The organism is Rothia sp. 110740021-2, assembly GCF_054263775.1.
This window is the reverse complement of the sequence record NZ_JBSZFE010000002.1, coordinates 89,886-107,038: the sequence shown is the minus strand read 5'-3', so window position 1 is coordinate 107,038 and position 17,153 is coordinate 89,886. Positions and strand designations below refer to the sequence as shown.

Genomic DNA, 17,153 nt, shown 5'->3' with positions numbered 1-17,153 from the left:
TGAGCGAAAGGAACGTCATGAACACTCCCCACCATTCCGGCGATCACCATGGTGATCACCCCGCTCCAGAAACAGACCACACCCACCACCCGGATCATGCCAGCCACGAACACCATGCAGATGCCGACACTCACGGCCAGGCGATGTCCCACGGTCACCCGCACTCTGTCCTGGACGAAGACCACCAGGTTCATGGTCACGGCGAACACGCCGGGCACAGTACCGCAATGTTTCGGGAACGCTTCTGGTGGTCACTGATTCTGTCCATTCCCGTCGTTATTTTCAGCCCCATGGTCGCCCACCTGCTCGGCTACCCCCTCCCGGAATTCCCCGGATCCACCTGGATTCCCCCGATACTGGACACGATCATCTTCGTCTACGGCGGAACGCCTTTCCTCAAGGGCGGATGGAAGGAACTGAAATCCCGCCAACCCGGGATGATGCTCCTGATTGCCATGGCCATCACCGTGGCGTTTGTCGCCTCCTGGGTCACCACTCTGGGGCTGGGCGGTTTTGACCTGGACTTCTGGTGGGAGTTGGCCCTGCTGGTGACCATCATGCTGCTGGGACACTGGCTGGAGATGCGCGCTCTCGGGGGTGCGTCCTCCGCGCTTGACGCGCTGGCTGCCCTATTGCCGGATGAGGCCGAGAAAGTCATCGATGGGACCACCCGCACCGTGGACATCTCCGAGCTGGTCGTCGGCGACGTCGTACTGGTGAGGGCCGGTGCCCGGGTGCCGGCCGACGGAACCATCATCGACGGAGCCGCCGAATTCGATGAGGGGATGATCACTGGCGAATCCCGTCCCGTCTTCCGCGACACCGGTGACAAGGTGGTCGCCGGTACCGTGGCCACCGACAACACCGTCCGCGTCCGGGTGGAGGCTACCGGCGGGGACACCGCCTTGGCCGGAATCCAACGCATGGTTGCCGACGCACAGGAGTCCTCCTCCCGGGCCCAGGCCCTGGCGGATCGGGCGGCGGCGTTGTTGTTCTGGTTCGCGCTGATCTCTGCTCTGATCACCGCGGTGGTGTGGACCACCATCGGCAGCCCGGACGATGCCGTGGTGCGCACGGTCACGGTGCTGGTCATCGCCTGCCCGCACGCCTTGGGCCTGGCGATTCCGCTGGTCATTGCGATCTCCACCGAGCGGGCCGCGAAATCCGGGGTGCTCATCAAGGACCGGATGGCGCTCGAGCGGATGCGCACCATCGACGTGGTGCTCTTCGATAAAACCGGTACCCTGACCGAGGGCGCGCACGCGGTCACCGGTGTCGCGGCAACTGTCGGCGTCACTGAGGGCGAGCTGCTGGCCCTGGCCGCCGCCGCGGAGGCCGACAGCGAGCATCCCGTGGCCCGCGCCATCGTGGCGGCCGCGGCCACCCATCCCGAGGCCTCTCGTCGGCAAATCCGTGCAACTGGTTTCAGCGCCGCCTCCGGCAGGGGGGTCCGGGCCACTGTCGATGGCGCTGAGATCTTCGTGGGCGGGCCGAACATGCTGCGCGAGTTCAACCTCACCACCCCGGCCGAGCTCACCGACGCCACCAGCGCCTGGACCGGGCGTGGGGCCGGTGTACTCCATATTGTCCGCGACGGTCAGATTATCGGTGCGGTGGCCGTCGAGGACAAGATCCGCCCCGAATCCCGCGCCGCTGTGAAAGCCCTGCAGGACCGCGGGGTGAAGGTCGCGATGATTACCGGTGACGCGCAGCAGGTGGCCCATGCGGTTGGCCAGGACCTGGGGATTGATGAGGTCTTCGCCGAGGTTCTGCCCCAGGACAAGGACACCAAGGTCACCCAGTTACAGGAGCGTGGCCTGAGCGTGGCCATGGTCGGCGACGGTGTCAACGACGCCCCGGCCCTGGCCCGCGCCGAGGTCGGCATCGCCATCGGAGCCGGCACGGATGTGGCAATGGAATCCGCCGGAGTGGTCCTGGCCAGTGACGATCCCCGGGCAATATTGTCGATGATTGAGCTCTCGCAGGCCAGCTACCGTAAGATGATCCAGAACCTCATCTGGGCGTCCGGTTACAACATCTTGTCCGTGCCCCTGGCCGCCGGCGTGCTCGCCTCTAGCGGCATTCTGCTTCCCCCGGCTGCTGCTGCGGTGTTGATGTCGCTGTCGACGATTGTGGTGGCGCTTAACGCTCAGTTGCTGCGCCGGATTGATCTGGACCCGGCCCACCTGGCTCCCACCAGTCCGAAGGAAGAACACACCACGCCTACTCCGGCATCCACCGCCGTCCACTGATTCACCACTTCTCTCCACTGCCCCATATGACCCTGAAAGGCTCCACCATGAAGCGCACCCTTTCAGGGTCATATGGGGACCATGGACGAGATGGGTGGAATGGATCACGGCGTGAGCGCCATGGAGATTCGTCACGTGGGCGAGTTCCTGGAGGTGAAGGTGCAGGGTCAGGAGCCGCGTATTCGTGAGCAGAAGGTTGCGGAGGCGACCGGCGCCGCGGAAGGCTCTGACGCCTAAATCGACTATATGGAAAGCCCCCGGGTCATGACGACTCGGGGGCTTACGTGTGGTTCCGCTTGGAAAGGCGGTTATCGTCCTCGTTCTTACAGGGGCTGGGTGGGTGGACGATATACCCTTCCTCCGCTCCTGCAGGGGTACCCGCCGCACCCGGACGCTCCGCTTCTCCTTGCTTCGCAGCGGAGAGCGCCCGGGGCGGCACCCTGATGTCGCTTCCGGAGGGTATAGCTACCCCAGCTGTCCGTGGTGCGCGCGGAGGGGCGGTGTCGTCCGTAGTGACATCAGGGTGCCCGAAGCGAAGCGAGGGCGGGTTCCCTGTAGGAACGAGGGCGAACACCGTCCCTCGCATGTAGCCCTAACCAAGCAGAGAGAGGCTAGCCCTCGTGCGCAACCTTCACGGTCACGCTGTTGAAGGTCACCGTATCGCCGGGGTGCAGCTGCTTGCCGCGTGCTTCCTCAATGTCGCCGTTGACCTTTACCAGGCCGTGCTGAATGACCTCGCGTGCCTGCGCGCCGTCCTCGACAAGGTTAGCTAGCTTCAAAAACTGGCCCAGACGAATCATGTCGTCGCGAATAAAAATTTCTTCCATGCTCTCTAGTTTATCCCGCCGGGTGCATCCTGGCGTCCGGCAAAAAAAGGGGGAGTGGTGGGCCGGGGCAGGCATACCCAGGGGTGGGGCGGTGATGGTACCCTAGTGTCTTGCATCAAAAAGTGTGCATATTGCGCCGATGAGCGCGAATACGGGCGCCCCGTTCTGGGCGGTGTCCCTTATGAACCCGAACTCACGCACGTCACAGCCGGTGGCGGGGCAGAAGGAGTAACTATGGCTGAAAAGTCCACCCTCGATAACGTTATTGCGCTCGCGAAGCGCCGCGGCTTTGTTTTTCAGGCCGGTGAAATTTACGGCGGTTCCCGCTCCGCATGGGACTATGGCCCCCTCGGTGCAGAGCTGAAGGAAAACATCCGTCAGCAGTGGTGGCAGCGTTTCGTCCGCTCTCGTGCGGATATGGTTGGCCTGGATTCTTCCGTTATTCTGCCTCGTGCGGTGTGGGAGGCGTCCGGTCACGTGGCGACCTTCACCGACCCGCTGGTTGAGTGCCTGTCGTGCCACAAGCGTCTGCGTCAGGATCACCTGTTGGAGAACTTTGAGGCGAAGAAGGGTCGCGCGGCTGAGGGCATGGATGAGATTGCTTGCCCGAACTGTGGTACTCGTGGTGAGTGGACTGAGCCGCAGAACTTCTCCGGTCTGATGAAGACTTACCTGGGCCCGGTTGATAATGAGGAGGGTCTGCACTTCCTGCGTCCGGAGACCGCTCAGGGTATTTTCGTGAACTTCAACAATGTGGTGACTGCTTCTCGTAAGCGCCCGCCGTTCGGTATTGGCCAGATTGGTAAGTCGTTCCGTAACGAGATCACTCCCGGTAACTTCATTTTCCGTACTCGTGAGTTCGAGCAGATGGAAATTGAGTACTTCGTGCACCCGGATGACGCTGATAAGTACTTCAACGAGTGGGTTGAGGATTGCTGGAACTGGTTCATTGACCTGGGTATTAACCCGGAGAACATGCGCCGCTTCGACGTTCCTCAGGATGAACGTGCACACTACTCGGCTGGCACTATTGACGTTGAGTACCGCTTCGGCTTCCAGGGGTCTGAGTGGGGCGAGCTGATGGGTGTTGCGAACCGCACCGACTACGACCTGGGTGTGCACAACGAGCACTCCAATGCGAAGCTTGAATACTTTGACCAGGCTACCGGTGAGCGTTACGTGCCGTACGTGATTGAGCCGTCCTTCGGTCTGACCCGCTCCATGATGGCGTTCCTTGTTGACGCATACGTCGAGGATGAGGCACCCAACACTAAGGGCGGCGTGGATAAGCGCGTCGTGCTGAAGCTCGACCCGCGCCTGGCGCCGGTCAAAGCTGCTGTCCTGCCGCTGTCGAAGAAGGCTGAACTGTCTGAGCCGGCAACCAAGCTGGCGAATGAGCTGCGTGGCCTGTGGAACGTGGACTACGACGAAGCGGGCGCTATTGGCCGCCGTTACCGCCGCCAGGATGAGATCGGTACCCCGTTCTGCATCACCGTGGACTTTGACACTCTCGAGGATCAGGCTGTGACTATCCGCGAGCGCGACACCATGAACCAGGAGCGTGTGGCTCTGGATCAGGTGAAGTCTTACCTGGCTGCACGCCTGGCAGGCTAAAAATAATTCATAACATGGTCGGCGGGTAGCTTCTTAGAGTGAAAGAGGCTACCCGCCGTCGTGTATTTGGGCTACCCTGGTTAGACTGATTGGCACGATTGATGCGAGCGAAGGAAAGGTGCAGGAACATGGCTAAACGCCTCAGCGAAAAATTTGAGATTCGCCCTTGGCAGGAGGGTGATGACCTTGCCCTGCTTGAGATTTGGAACTCTGCCCGCAATGAGAATGAGGAGCGCCAGCGTGGCCTTTTCGGCCCGGATACGGACGCGCCGTTTAGCCGCACCCTGGTGGTGACTGTTTCTGGTGTTCCGGTTGCTGCGGGTACTGTGGTTGCTTCGCTGATGCATCCGACGCGTTTGTGGTCGTATGTGGAGGTGGCTACTGATCACCGCCGTCAGGGTATCGGTTCGGCGCTGCTGGATGCGTTGCGTGAGGTTGCGGCGGAGCACGGCCAGACCACTACTCTGCGTGTGAAGCTTGCACCGTTTAGTGACGGTGAGGAGTTCGCTCAGGCTGCTGGTTTTAAGCTGGTTCAGCGTTCCCGCATGGTGCGTGTGGAGCCGGGCGCGATCCCTCCGGTGTCTTTGCGTGAGGATGCTGACGGTAACGAGACTCAGGCGATTGAGGATTTGGCGACCGGTTCGGTGGAGCTGACCTCCGCGCTCTGGAATTTCTACCGCCGCGCCCATGAGTGGGATGTTCCCGCCGAGGTGGGTCTGGGTACGGTGAACCGCTACTTCCTTTCCGATGAGTCGCGTGCTTTTGGTGCCGTGGTGCTTCGCGACCATATTCGTGAGGCTGCTGCCGAGGGTAAGAAGGGCCCGATTGTTGCATTTGCGGTGAGCTACCACCCGTTCGAGACTGACCCGGAGGCGGCCCTGGTGGATGAGAACACCGCCACCGAACTGCTGCTGGGCTACGACTTTGATAATGAGGGCGCCGTGGAGGCGATTATGCAGGTACTGTCCCTGCTGAGCGCTAAGTATCCTGTGCTGGTTGAGGTTGATGACTCTATGGAGGCGCTGGTTCAGGTAACCGATGTGTTGCTGCGCGCCGGTACTGCTTCAGTGGAGGGTGATCCGACCTATATTTACGTGACCGAGTAGGTTTTCGGTACCGGGCCTGCTGGCTGATTCTTGCTGAGAGGGGCGGGGGAGTGGAGTGCTTCCCCGCCCCTTGTGCGTACCTGCGCCTCCTGGCGGTTGCTGTGCCTGCGCCATGCCGCTGTGCTGTGTTGTGCTGTTGTGTCGCGCCGCTGTACCCCCTCAGCTGAGTCCGGTTCTCAATTTGCCCCCGTATGCCACAATATAGGGGTGAATTCTGAAGCACCCCGTCTTACCCTTCCGCCCCTGAAACTGGGCAAACTGACCGTTGATACTCCCGTGGTTCTCGCCCCGATGGCTGGCGTGACCAATAAGGCTTTCCGCCGCCTCTGCAGTGAATATGGCGGCGGCCTGTACGTTACCGAAATGGTGACTGCGCGTGCCCTGGTGGAGCGTAAGCCCGAGTCCATGCGCATTATTGAACATGACCCGGACGAGAAGATCCGCTCCATCCAGATTTACGGTGTGGACGCGGTCAATGTCGGTAAGGCTGTGCGCATGGTCGTTGAAGAGGACCGAGCCGACCACATTGACTTGAACTTTGGTTGCCCGGCTCCTAAGGTGACTCGCCGCGGTGGCGGTGCCGCCCTGCCCTGGAAGACTGACCTGTTCACTGCGATCGTGCAGACCGCGGTGAAGGAGGCGTCCCGTAACGATATTCCGCTGACCATTAAGATGCGTAAGGGTATCGACGATGACCACATTACGTTCTTGGAGTCCGCCAAGATTGCTCGTGATACCGGTGTTGCAGCGATTGCCCTGCATGGTCGTACTGCGGCTCAGCATTATTCGGGTAAGGCTGACTGGGATTCGATTGCGCAGCTGCGTGAGCTGATTCCGGATGTGCCGATTCTGGGTAATGGCGATATTTTCTCCGCTGAGGATGCGGTGCGTATGGTTGAGCAGACCGGCGTGGACGGCGTGGTGATTGGTCGCGGCTGCCAGGGTCGCCCGTGGCTGTTTGGTGACCTGCAGAATGCGTTTGATGGTTCGTCGGAGCGTATCCGCCCGACCCTGACTGAGGTGTCGGACATGATTTACCGCCATGCAGAACTGCTGGTGGAAACCTTCGGCGATGAGACCCGAGGCCTGCGTGAGATCCGCAAGCATGTGGCGTGGTACTTCAAGGGTTACCCGGTCGGTGGCGAGCTACGTGCGAAGATGGCTCAGGTGCCCGATCTGGTGACGTTCCGTGAACTGATTGCTCAGCTGGACCACTCGATTGGTTACCCGGGTGCCGCCGTGGAGGGTTCGCGCGGTCGCGCCGGCAGCCCCAAGCAGCCGCACCTGCCCGATGGCTGGCTGGATTCGCGCATCCTGGGGGATGCTGAGCGTCTGGGCCTGGTCGAGGCTGAGCTGGATATTTCCGGCGGCTAAACACCTGTACTTGTGTGCCGCGGCGTGCTGTTTGCGCGTCGCGGCGCATCCTTTTTGCGAGCCTGTTTGCGCGCTATCTCCCGCTCCTGCAACGCCTGTAGGCGCTACCTGTTGACCCTCACCGTAGAATTGAGTTTATGGCTGGATTAATCCGCAAAGAAGATATTGACGAAGTCCGCGCTCGTACCGATATCCGCGAAATCATTGAAGGCTATGTGAGCCTCAAAAGTGCCGGTATAGGCACCTTCAAGGGGCTGTGCCCGTTCCACGACGAGCGCACGCCCTCCTTCAATGTGCGCCCGCAGGTTGGCTCGTACCACTGCTTTGGCTGCGGTGAATCCGGTGATGTGTACTCCTTCGTCATGGCGATGGAACACACCAGCTTCGTGGAGACGGTGGAGCGCCTTGCCGCGCGCATCGGCTACACTCTGCATTATGAGGGCGGTAAGCCGGGCGACCGCTACGAGGCGGGCATGCGCCGCCGCTTGCTCGATGCGCACAAGATTGCCACTGAGTTCTTTGAACGCAACCTCTACTCACCGGATGCGCAGGAGGCACAACGCTTCCTCGGCGCCCGCGGTTTCGACCCCGCCGCAACCCGCAAGTTCGGTGTCGGCTACGCCCCGCGCGGCTGGGACCACCTGCTCAAGCACCTTCGCTCCCAGGGGTTCACCGATGAGGAACTGAAGGCTACCGGCATGTTCTCGGAGGGTAACCGTGGCCTGTATGACCGCTTCCGTGGCCGCATCATCTGGCCGATTCGTACCATCGCCGGTGAAACCATCGGCTTCGGTGCTCGCCGCCTTTTTGACGATGACCAGGGTCCCAAATACCTGAACACTCCCGAGACGCAACTGTACAAGAAATCCCAGGTGCTCTACGGCATTGACCTGGCAAAACGCGATATGACCAAGACTAAGCAGGTTGTCATTGTGGAAGGCTATACGGACGTCATGGCGGCACACCTCGCCGGAATCACCACCGCCGTTGCGACCTGCGGCACCGCGTTCGGTCCCGGGCACATCAAGATGGTGCGCCGTATGATTACCGACGACGGCTCCGGTGGCGAAATCATCTTCACCTTCGATGGTGATGCCGCAGGACAGAAAGCCGCCATGGCCGCCTTCCAGGAGGATCAGCGCTTCGTCGCAAAGACCTTTGTGGCGGTAGCCGAGAATGGTATGGACCCCTGCGACCTGCGCCTGCATAAGGGCGACGCCGCCGTGCGCTCTCTGATTGCTTCGCGCCGACCGCTCTTCGAGTTTGCGATTGATTCGACCCTCGTCAAGTACGATTTGGCGACCCTTGAAGGTCGCGTGCTGGCGATGCGCGCTATCGCCCCGATTATTGCCGGCATCAAGGACCGCGATCTGCGCCCCGCCTACATGCGTAAGGTGTCTGGTCAGCTCGGTCTGGAACTCGACGAGATTCAGCGTGCCGTGGCGTACGCGCAGAACCACCCGAAGCTTTCGCGCATCCAGCAAGCGGAGGCTACCGCCGCGCCGCGGTACGAGCGTCTGAATGAAGGTCCGCAGGGTGTGCCCGGCGCGCCGGGGTATGCAGGTATTCAGGGGGCAGTTCATGCGGACGCGCCCTACGACCCCGCCTACGATGCACCGCCCCCGGAAGACCACGTCGCACCCAGCGCCTACGCCGGGCAGAACGCTGCCGCGCACCCACCGAGCAGTATTCAACCCGCTGTACCCCAGCCGGAGGCGACCGCCCCCGCCGTCGAGGAATTCCTCACCCCCGACCCGCGCGACCCGGTTGCCCGCCTCGAAAAGGCGGCGCTCGAGATTGCCCTGCAGCACCCCGAGCTCATCAGCGTGGAACAGTGGCGTAATCTTGCCATCGTGCAGTTCCGCTACCGCACCCACCGCGAGGTAGCGGCCGGCATTATTCATGCGGCAACCGTCATGGCACCTACCCCTGGAATCGAATGGATTAACTGTGTGCGCTCCGGCGCCGTGGAAGGCGTACACCCCGCTATCGCGGAGCTTGCTGTCTCACCGCTACCGGTCAGCAGCGACGAGTACCTGCCCAATTTCGTTACCGGCGCACTCAACGCCCTATTCGAACAGCAGATCGCCCGCCAAAAATCTGACCTGATGATGCGCCTGGAACAGCTCAGCGCCAACCCCGACGACGAAGAGTTTGAAGCGGTACAGCGTCAGCTCCTCGAACTGGAAATGCGCCGCCGCCAGCTCAGCACACAGCGCGGCTAAGCACGGTTCCTTGTGAATACCCCGGCTAGCTGTAGAACCTCTACGTTCCACAGGTAGCTGGGGGAGCACCGCCAATCAGCAGGAGCCGTACCGCCCAATCTCATCAGACAGCCCAAAGAGTGACGCACTTCACGGTATTTAAAGTTGCGGAGCCCAAACAGTCCCGGTATAGTTATTACTCGTTGCAAGGGAAACCGGCAACGAAAAGCAAAATAATCCCCCGTAGCTCAATTGGCAGAGCATTCGACTGTTAATCGAAGGGTTACTGGTTCGAGTCCAGTCGGGGGAGCAAATAGTGAAAGCCTCAGAACAAAGTTCTGAGGCTTTTCCATTTTCCCGACGGGACTCCAGCGCAGTAACCACTCGGCGAGGCAACGATGCTTCACCCTGCAAAAATGTGAAGTCTAACGCACAGAAAAGTTCCCCACTTACACGCCACGCATCCACCCAGCGTGTAGCGGGGGAGTGGTCGGTCAGCATCCTCTTGCGCCTGCTCCAGAGCAAATCCGTAGCGCAACCAAACCCAGAAAGCTACGCCTGTAGCTCAACACAATCTCCAGAAAGTCGAAAATACCTGAAGAGATAGTATAAAACCGCACTCAAACGGTCATCCAGAGATGGAATAAGGGGCTAAACTATAGGAGGTGGAGTGCGAAAAAGAAGCCTCCAAAAACACGTCACGGAGAGGTGGTCATGACCACTACTACTAATCCTAAGGCACCTAAGGGTTTCTTTGCTGGCATCAGCGGGATTAAGTCCGGCGTCGCGAACATCATCGACGCTGGCAAAACCTTCAAGACCCTTGGACCCAGCCAGGTTAAGGACGAAATCCAGATTGCAAAACACGAGCTGAAGACCAAGGGTATCGCCGTTGGTAAGGGTGCGGCCTTCTTCGGTGTAGCAGCAGTCTTCGGTCTGTTCCTGATCATTGCCCTGGTTGCTGCAGCAATCCTCGGTCTCGGCACCGTCATGCCCTACTGGGCATCCGCGCTGGTCTTCGCCCTCATCTTCCTCATTGTCCTGGCAATCTGTGCCCTGGTCGGTCTGAAGAAGGTCAAGGCGCAGCTGCCGTTCAAGCCCGAATCCGCAATCTTCGGTCTGCTCTTCGACCTCGGCGTACTCAAGGAAGGTACCGCCATGTCCGCTGAGCGCCTGAAGAAGGAACAGGCAGAGCGTGCAGAGCAGAAGGCTAAGGAAGCTGAAGAAGCAGCAGAACGCGCACGTCAGGAAGCTGAAGAGCGTAAGGCACGCGGTGAGGAAGAGCCCAAGCCGCCGACCTTCGAAGAGCTCAAGCAGCGCACCGCAGAGCGTCGCCAGCACCTGGCAGCCTTGCGCGACGACCTGCAGTCCTACACCGGCGACGTTCAGAACAACACCGAGCAGGCTCTGGATGCTCTCAAGGCAGTCCCCTCCGAGGTTGCTGCAGGTGCAGCAGCTACCGGTCGTGGCCTGGCAGAGAACGTGCGCAAGCCCGAGGTTTTGCAGGCACGCTGGAAGTCTTTCGCAGTACTGGGTGCATCCATTGCAACCGTCCTGCACTTCCTGAACCGCCTGGTTCGCCGCTAATAAAGACCGTTTGCCGCTCAAACCGGCATAGGTTTAATGCCAAGCGTCCAAACGCCCCGATGAGTACATCGGGGCGTTTGCGCGTCTTGGGTAAATTGAGGGCACCTGGCCGGACGGGAGGTTTAGAGGCAACTCCCAGCCAAACCCTCCCTCCATGAATCGGAGAAGGACGCAGCTCACAGGTAGAATAGACAAGTGCTATACGTACTGGACCCACCCGGTTCACGCGACAGGCAGAGGTAGAAGCGGCGCACCGTCGCACCCGAAACCCCAAAGTCACCGACACGCTACACCCCGATGAGGAGCCCCGTCATGGAACAGGCAAAGACGATTCTGATTGGCGCAGAAACCTACCCGCCGGACATTAACGGTGCAGCACAATTCGGTCACCGCCTCGCCACCTCCATGCTCAAGCGCGGCCACTCCGTACACGTAGTCGCAGCCAGCCCTATCCCCGGCCCCAGCTACCGCACCGAAGTAGAGGGCGGTATCGTTGAGCACCGCCTGCGCTCGCATCTGCCCCCGACCCACGAGACGAACCGCATCTGCCTGCCCTGGGAGATTTGGTCCGAGGTCGGCGCAATCCTCGATGAGGTCCGCCCGGATGTGGTGCACGTGCAGTGCCACTACATTATTGGTCGCGCCCTTATCTTTCAGGCGAAGCGTCGCGGTATCCGCGTCATCTCCACGAACCACTTCATGCCGGCGAACCTTGACCCGTTCCTGCCCTTCCCCTCCGCAGTGAAGCGTGTGATTGAGAAGATCACCTGGAGGGACATGCGTTTCTGCTTTTCCCAGACCGCCGTCGTTACCACCCCCACCCAGATTGGTGCGGATGCGATGCGCGACCTGGGCCATTTTAATCGCCCCGTTATGCCCGTTTCTAACGGTATTGAGATTAGCGACTACGAGCTGGCTGAGGGCGCTGACGCTGGCAAGGTTCCGGGTGAGCTGCGTATCGCCTTCGTGGGTCGCCTGGCTGAAGAGAAGAATGTGGACGTGCTGATCGAGGCGCTCTCCCTGCTGCCGGATACTCTCGAGCACGTCGTGCTGGATATCGCCGGTGGCGGCGAGCTGCGTGAGGCTCTCGAACAGAAGGCGCACGATTGCGGCGTGTTCGACCGCGTGATTTTCCGCGGCTTCGTTCCGGATGAGCGTCTGCCCGAGGTGTACCAGATGGCTGATGTGTTTTGCCAGCCCGGTACCGCCGAACTGCAGTCCCTGGTTTCCCTGGAGGCGATGAGCGCCTCCACCCCCGTGGTTCTCGCGAATGCGCTGGCTCTGCCGCACCTGGTGGAGGATGGTGTGAACGGCTACCTCTTCGAACCCAATAACGCTCAGGATTTGGCCAAGAAGCTGGAGGCTGTGCTCTCCCTGCCCGCCGCTGAGCGTGAGCAGATGGGTCGTGAGTCCCACCGCATCGTGGGCTTCCACAGCGCTGAGAACACCTGGCGCACCTTCGAGGAGCTGTACGTGAGGGACGCTCCGTACCAGCGTTACCTGGACTCGCGACGCTAAGCTTCTCTAGCCCCTTGAGCGGCGGATTGAGTATTTTTCGTTCTCAGTCGCTGTTCAGGTATTCTAGAGGATGGTGCTGGCGCCCATTGTGCGCCATCACTGCACCGGATGGGGAGTTAGCTCAGCCGGTTAGAGCAGGGGACTCATAATCCCTTGGTCGCGGGTTCGAGCCCCGCACTCCCTACTGCCCCGCCCGTCGACTTCACCCACTTGTCGGCGGGCGGGGCTTTTTCGCACCCTCTTTTCGTGCTTTTGTCGTGCTCTCAGGGCGCCTATTTTCATGCATGGAGTGCATCAATGGTGATGAAAATGGGTAAATGACGAACGAAGACGCATCATAGCGTTCAATACGGTAGGGTTGAAAAGTCTTGTCACGAAAGACGGGGAGATACCGCAGGTAAGCTAATTCTGCCGGCGATATTGCTTCCACACACCATACGAGAGGATCTCAATGTCGGAGAACACTCCCAACAACCCGTCGCAGGGTGCATCTGCAGTCGGTGGTTACGGCTATGATCCCGGCGTGCGTCCCGCGCAGGACGCTTCGCTGCCTGCTCAGCCGGGTAAGGCAGCTCAGGTGAGCCAGCAGGGTAATGCTACTCAGCCTGCCGTGCCGCTAGCACCTCAGCAGCCCGTCCATCCGCAGCAGGCACCTCACCCCGCTCAGGTAAATGCTAATGCACAGCCGAGTGCTGAGGCTCAGACAGCCCCCGCACAGCCTGGCCAGCCTGCACAACCGGTATATGCTGCTACCGGGCCGGATCCTTTTATGAAAGCTTTGAGTGCTACATGGGACGCTTTTCAGGATGTCTTTGCTGGTAAGCCTGGCCCGGCTCACGCCCGTTTGGAGGCTTCCGGTCTATGGGGCTGGGTAATTCCTGTCTTTCTGCAAGCCATCGTTGCTGCCTTCTTCCTTACCCAGCTTCTGCTGGGATTCCTCAAATTTATGTTCCGCGATGCTTACAGCTTTATGACCGCTAAGATTACCTTCGGTCAGCTCTTCCTCGTTTTTCTGGGACTCCTCGTAATCTCAGCTGTAGTGTTGATTCTGCGTGGAGTACAGATTATGCTGACTGCTCGCACAGGCAAGGTTCCGGTTACATTTGCTTCCTCGATGCAAGTAGTAGCGGTGTCGACTCTGACTGTAGCCCCTACGTATATTGTATTGAGCCTTGTAGCTCTCTTCATGCGTGGAATCAGTAGCAACGAAGGGTTCGGTTTTATCTTCGTACTGCTGGGGCTGTTGCTAGCTTTCGCTGTTTTCTCTGGTGAGGCCCTCGTCTACCTTGGTTTGAATCGTCTGGGCCGTTTCGTGAAGTCCCCGATTATCATGCACGCGACGCTGAGCACAGCATGGGTACTTGCCGTCATGCTTGTGTACTTCATCAGCTACCGACTGGTGAGTTAGGGAGATATACGTGCAGACTTTGAATTACTCTGTGAAACCTGACAGTCACCAGCGTTGGATATTCTTGGCGGTTCTGCTGACCATTGCCGCCCTGATCCTGAGCGCCTGCGGTGCTAAGATTGAGACCCAGCTTGGTCTTGAGAATGCTGAGAAGGGTACACGCACCATGCTGGTTTCTTTCGATATGAAGGACAACAAGGACAAGATTAAAGGTGGCGCCCAGGCGCTGGATGCGTCCGTGCGTAAACACCTGCCTGAGGGCCTGGAGTACGGTGGTATTCAGTCTGAGGGTGGCAAGGCACGTGCGACCTTCACCATTCCCTTCTCCTCTGTGGACGAGTACCGTACCAAGGTCGCTTCTATCCTGAAGGCTGCTGGTTCCAGTGCTACCCCGCAGATTAGCATCGTCAACTCTGACCAGGGTCTGGTACAGGGTATTCAGGTGAAGGAAAACTTCAGCTCGAAAGACTTGCTGGACTGGCTCCCGGAAGCTCTTGTTGTTGATGGTGTGATTGATTCCTCCCAGAAGAACAGTGTGTTCAACAGCAGCGGCAGCGAAACCACTGTGAAGTTTGGCGAGAAGAAAGTGAAGAACTCCGGCGGCTCCACCATTTCTGCGAAGGACGTCCAGGACCGCGGCTTCAAGGCTGTATTCATGGATATCAACGAGAAGGATGGCGGTTACTCTGTTATGGTTTCCTTCTCGGCCAAGGAAATTATGAATAGCGAAACTTCCTCTGCAGTGGATGCCTACCTGAATCAGGTCAAGCCTGAAGGCGCTGAGCTGAAGAAGGGGCTGGATTCTTCTGAAGCGAGGGGTTACGCTCCTTCCGCATCAACCAACGCTGCTAAGGAAGAAATTGGTCGCACCCTGATCTTCCAGGCTTCCTCTTCGCAGGACCTGAGCGATAAGCTCAAGAAGATTTTTGGTGCAAGCAGCTCTGATTTGTCCTTTAGCCGTGAAGTAACCGAGAAGGACGGATCTTTCAAGGTTGAGAAGACCATCTCGGGTACTCTGGATTGCTCCCTGCTGTGCTCCCCGGAGGGTCAGGGTATGACCCTTACGATGAAGGAGAGCGAGGACCGCCGCTACGAGCCTAACTACAGCCGACGCGATAGTAACTCTTCCAGCTCGAACAATAGGATTCTCGCGGTTAACCTTGTTTCTTCGCGCCAGATTGAGATGAAGAGTATGAAGGTGGTTACTTCCCTGGGCCTGGACGGTTCCATGGAAGCGCGTTTCCTCTACGCATTCCCGACCGAGGATGTTTCGGGCGCTGAGCAGAAGCTCAAGGACGTTTTCGCAGGCGGTAGCAATGACGAGACCGAGGTCCGTCAGGACGGTGGCGCCACCATCGTGAGCGTGAAGGTTCGCGGTAAGGACCAGAACGAGTTCAACCAGCGTTTGAACGGGTACCTGCCCGATTCGAAGGTGACCGTCACCCGCCCCGGTGGCTACCACCCCTTCGGCTCCGACTACATTGTGACCCCTGAGATTAAGCTCTCTTCGAAGCTGGGTAGCTACTACTCGGCTCCCTTCGAGTTCACCTTCAAGGCACCGACTTTCTCCTCGTTGGACCAGCAGAAGGTAGATGCCGCGAACAGCATCGCGAAGAACTCTCAGCATGTGCAGCTCACCGTGAATGGTGGCGAGCTGAGCGTCAAGACTGACCGCGGTGTCAGTAGCACCTCCGGTCTGACTGTTCCGGCGTCCGGTCTGAGCATGATTGACGTGATTGTGGATGCAATCATTGTGGGTCTGCTGCTGCTCATCTTGGTTCTGCTCTTCGTCTTCCGCAAGAAGATTGCGGCGGCTCGTGCGAAGGGCCGTGAGCGTCGTGCCGCTTCGGCGGCAGCCCTTGGTGCTGCGGCGGGTGTTGCGACCGGTTACGGTGCAACCCAGGCTGATGTACAGAACGGCTATCCGGCACAGGGTGGCTACGCTGGTCAGCCCGGTTACCCTGCGCAGAACACTGCCTATACTGTGGGTGATGACTCGCCGACTCAGGTGTTCACTCCGCAGCAGGGCTTAAACTACGGTGAGACTGAACCGACCAAGGCAATGCCCGCGTACGATGCGCACGCAGCACATGCAGCGCAGCCGGTTCAGCCCGGTCAGACTGCTCAGCAGCCTGCACATCCCAACCAGTCGGTACAGCTGAACCAGTTCGGTGCTGATGACGGTGACATCCTCCAGTAAGTAGCTACCTCTAGCGCCTAGACTAGTAAGCACAACTTAGACTGGCTCCTGTGGCCCGTTACCTCCTTTCCCGGAGGTGACGGACCACAGCTGTATTTGCTTCAGCTCATGCTCGGCACAAGTACCCGTGCCTAATATCCGCCCGGTACGGGAAGTAAAATGCTCGGCTCCTTCGACCCCAGCAGGCTCATGGGGTTGATGTACTCGGCGGTCTTGCCGCTGCCGTCCCCGCGGGCGCCTCCCTGGCGTACGCCCCAGTACAGGCACGGGGTGGAGCATCGCCGGTAGGGGCGCTCGCTGGTGCCGTCCGCCGTGACAGCGACGGTGCCGATTACCTCACCGGCTGCAACCATGGTGCCGACCGGTAATGTTTCGTCCATAGGTTCGAAGGTGCTGCGTCGCCCGTCCGGATGTGCAAGGACCAGTACTTTTCGGTTGACGACCGTGCCGCTGAAAACCACTTTCCCCGCCGCCGGTGCGTAGATGCGCCGGTCGTTCTCAGGTACGGCAAGGTCTATGCCGCGGTGCCCGGCGCTCCAGCGTTGGGCGGGCTTCTCAAAGGGGCGGATTACCCGCGGTCTGGATTCGGCGGTGGGGGAGCGGTAGCGTAGTCGGCTCGCGGTGAGTTCAACGGCGCTGGGAGCTCGCGCACTACTGGGAACGTGCACACTTGAGGTGCCACTCTCTGTGAAACCATCCCCGTCTGTAGAACTGATCCAGCTCAAATAACCCTGACTACCCGCGTAGCCCTGCTCACCCGCACTCAGAAGTGCACCCAGCAGACAGCACACCACCAAGATCGTGTGCCGTAGCTTTCCCTCTAATGTCTTCATGTTCTGCTTCATCTTCTGAGCACATCACGAATTGCCCCGCCCCGCAGTGCCTCACGAAAAATTGTGGATAACCCCGCCGTTGCCGCCTTAAAATCCTTTATCCACAGTGCCCCTGCACACACCCGGCCCGCCTTCACAGGCTTTAACCCTAATCCGGCGGATTAATCGCGGAATATACGGTATAATGTCGTATTGCAGTGTGCCTGCGCCGGTATTCTCCCTCTTCGAGG

12 protein-coding genes and 2 tRNA genes are annotated in these 17,153 nt (G+C 59.5%); 12 read left to right on the top strand and 2 right to left on the bottom strand.

All coding sequences use genetic code 11. From position 1 onward, the window contains the following. The first annotated feature begins 227 nt into the window (after window positions 1-227). Together ACUXHH_RS06425 and ACUXHH_RS06420 are read left to right on the top strand one after the other, a co-directional pair. A complete protein-coding gene (locus ACUXHH_RS06425) occupies window positions 228-2,252 on the top strand; it encodes a copper-translocating P-type ATPase (protein ID WP_371568330.1) in 2,025 nt (674 codons plus the stop codon). 72 nt (window positions 2,253-2,324) lie between these two features. Then, on the top strand, window positions 2,325-2,489 hold the full coding sequence (locus ACUXHH_RS06420; RefSeq protein WP_458391059.1) for a hypothetical protein: 165 nt from the start codon (window positions 2,325-2,327) through the stop codon (window positions 2,487-2,489). A gap of 374 nt (window positions 2,490-2,863) precedes the next feature. Here ACUXHH_RS06420 and ACUXHH_RS06415 read toward each other — a convergent pair whose 3' ends face one another. Next, window positions 2,864-3,079 (bottom strand): RNA-binding S4 domain-containing protein, encoded by a 216-nt coding sequence (locus ACUXHH_RS06415; protein WP_279754358.1) that lies wholly within the window; start codon window positions 3,077-3,079, stop codon window positions 2,864-2,866. Between the two features lie 234 nt (window positions 3,080-3,313). On the opposite strand from ACUXHH_RS06415, the gene ACUXHH_RS06410 reads away from it, so the two are divergent. The 10 genes from ACUXHH_RS06410 to ACUXHH_RS06365 all read left to right on the top strand — a co-directional run bounded on the left by ACUXHH_RS06410 (window position 3,314) and on the right by ACUXHH_RS06365 (window position 16,090). Then, the gene (locus ACUXHH_RS06410; protein ID WP_279789165.1) at window positions 3,314-4,693 is read left to right on the top strand and encodes a glycine--tRNA ligase; all 1,380 of its coding nucleotides are present in this window, start codon (window positions 3,314-3,316) and stop codon (window positions 4,691-4,693) included. A gap of 128 nt (window positions 4,694-4,821) precedes the next feature. Further along, window positions 4,822-5,799 (top strand): N-acetyltransferase family protein, encoded by a 978-nt coding sequence (locus tag ACUXHH_RS06405; protein ID WP_458391058.1) that lies wholly within the window; start codon window positions 4,822-4,824, stop codon window positions 5,797-5,799. 207 nt (window positions 5,800-6,006) lie between these two features. Beyond that, window positions 6,007-7,173 (top strand): tRNA dihydrouridine synthase DusB, encoded by a 1,167-nt coding sequence (gene dusB / locus ACUXHH_RS06400; RefSeq protein WP_279754361.1) that lies wholly within the window; start codon window positions 6,007-6,009, stop codon window positions 7,171-7,173. A gap of 137 nt (window positions 7,174-7,310) precedes the next feature. Further along, window positions 7,311-9,398: a DNA primase gene (gene dnaG / locus ACUXHH_RS06395; protein WP_458391057.1), complete on the top strand. Its 2,088-nt coding sequence runs from the start codon at window positions 7,311-7,313 to the stop codon at window positions 9,396-9,398. A 216-nt stretch (window positions 9,399-9,614) separates the two neighbouring features. Beyond that, window positions 9,615-9,687, top strand: a tRNA-Asn gene (locus ACUXHH_RS06390). 404 nt (window positions 9,688-10,091) lie between these two features. Next, the gene (locus ACUXHH_RS06385; protein WP_279742021.1) at window positions 10,092-10,964 is read left to right on the top strand and encodes a phage holin family protein; all 873 of its coding nucleotides are present in this window, start codon (window positions 10,092-10,094) and stop codon (window positions 10,962-10,964) included. Between the two features lie 312 nt (window positions 10,965-11,276). Continuing rightward, a complete protein-coding gene (locus tag ACUXHH_RS06380; RefSeq protein WP_279742022.1) occupies window positions 11,277-12,482 on the top strand; it encodes a glycosyltransferase in 1,206 nt (401 codons plus the stop codon). A 110-nt stretch (window positions 12,483-12,592) separates the two neighbouring features. Next, window positions 12,593-12,666, top strand: a tRNA-Ile gene (locus ACUXHH_RS06375). A 267-nt stretch (window positions 12,667-12,933) separates the two neighbouring features. Further along, complete coding sequence (locus ACUXHH_RS06370; protein ID WP_458391056.1) at window positions 12,934-13,890, top strand: hypothetical protein; 957 nt, start codon at window positions 12,934-12,936, stop codon at window positions 13,888-13,890. 10 nt (window positions 13,891-13,900) lie between these two features. Then, window positions 13,901-16,090, top strand: coding sequence for a flagellar motor protein (locus ACUXHH_RS06365; RefSeq protein ID WP_279742024.1), 2,190 nt, complete (start codon window positions 13,901-13,903; stop codon window positions 16,088-16,090). A gap of 131 nt (window positions 16,091-16,221) precedes the next feature. Here the strand turns inward: ACUXHH_RS06365 and ACUXHH_RS06360 are convergent, their stop codons facing one another. Further along, window positions 16,222-16,758 carry a M23 family metallopeptidase gene (locus tag ACUXHH_RS06360; protein ID WP_279742025.1) on the bottom strand — a complete coding sequence of 179 codons (537 nt, stop codon included), beginning with the start codon at window positions 16,756-16,758 and terminating at the stop codon, window positions 16,222-16,224. Window positions 16,759-17,153 lie beyond the last annotated feature (395 nt).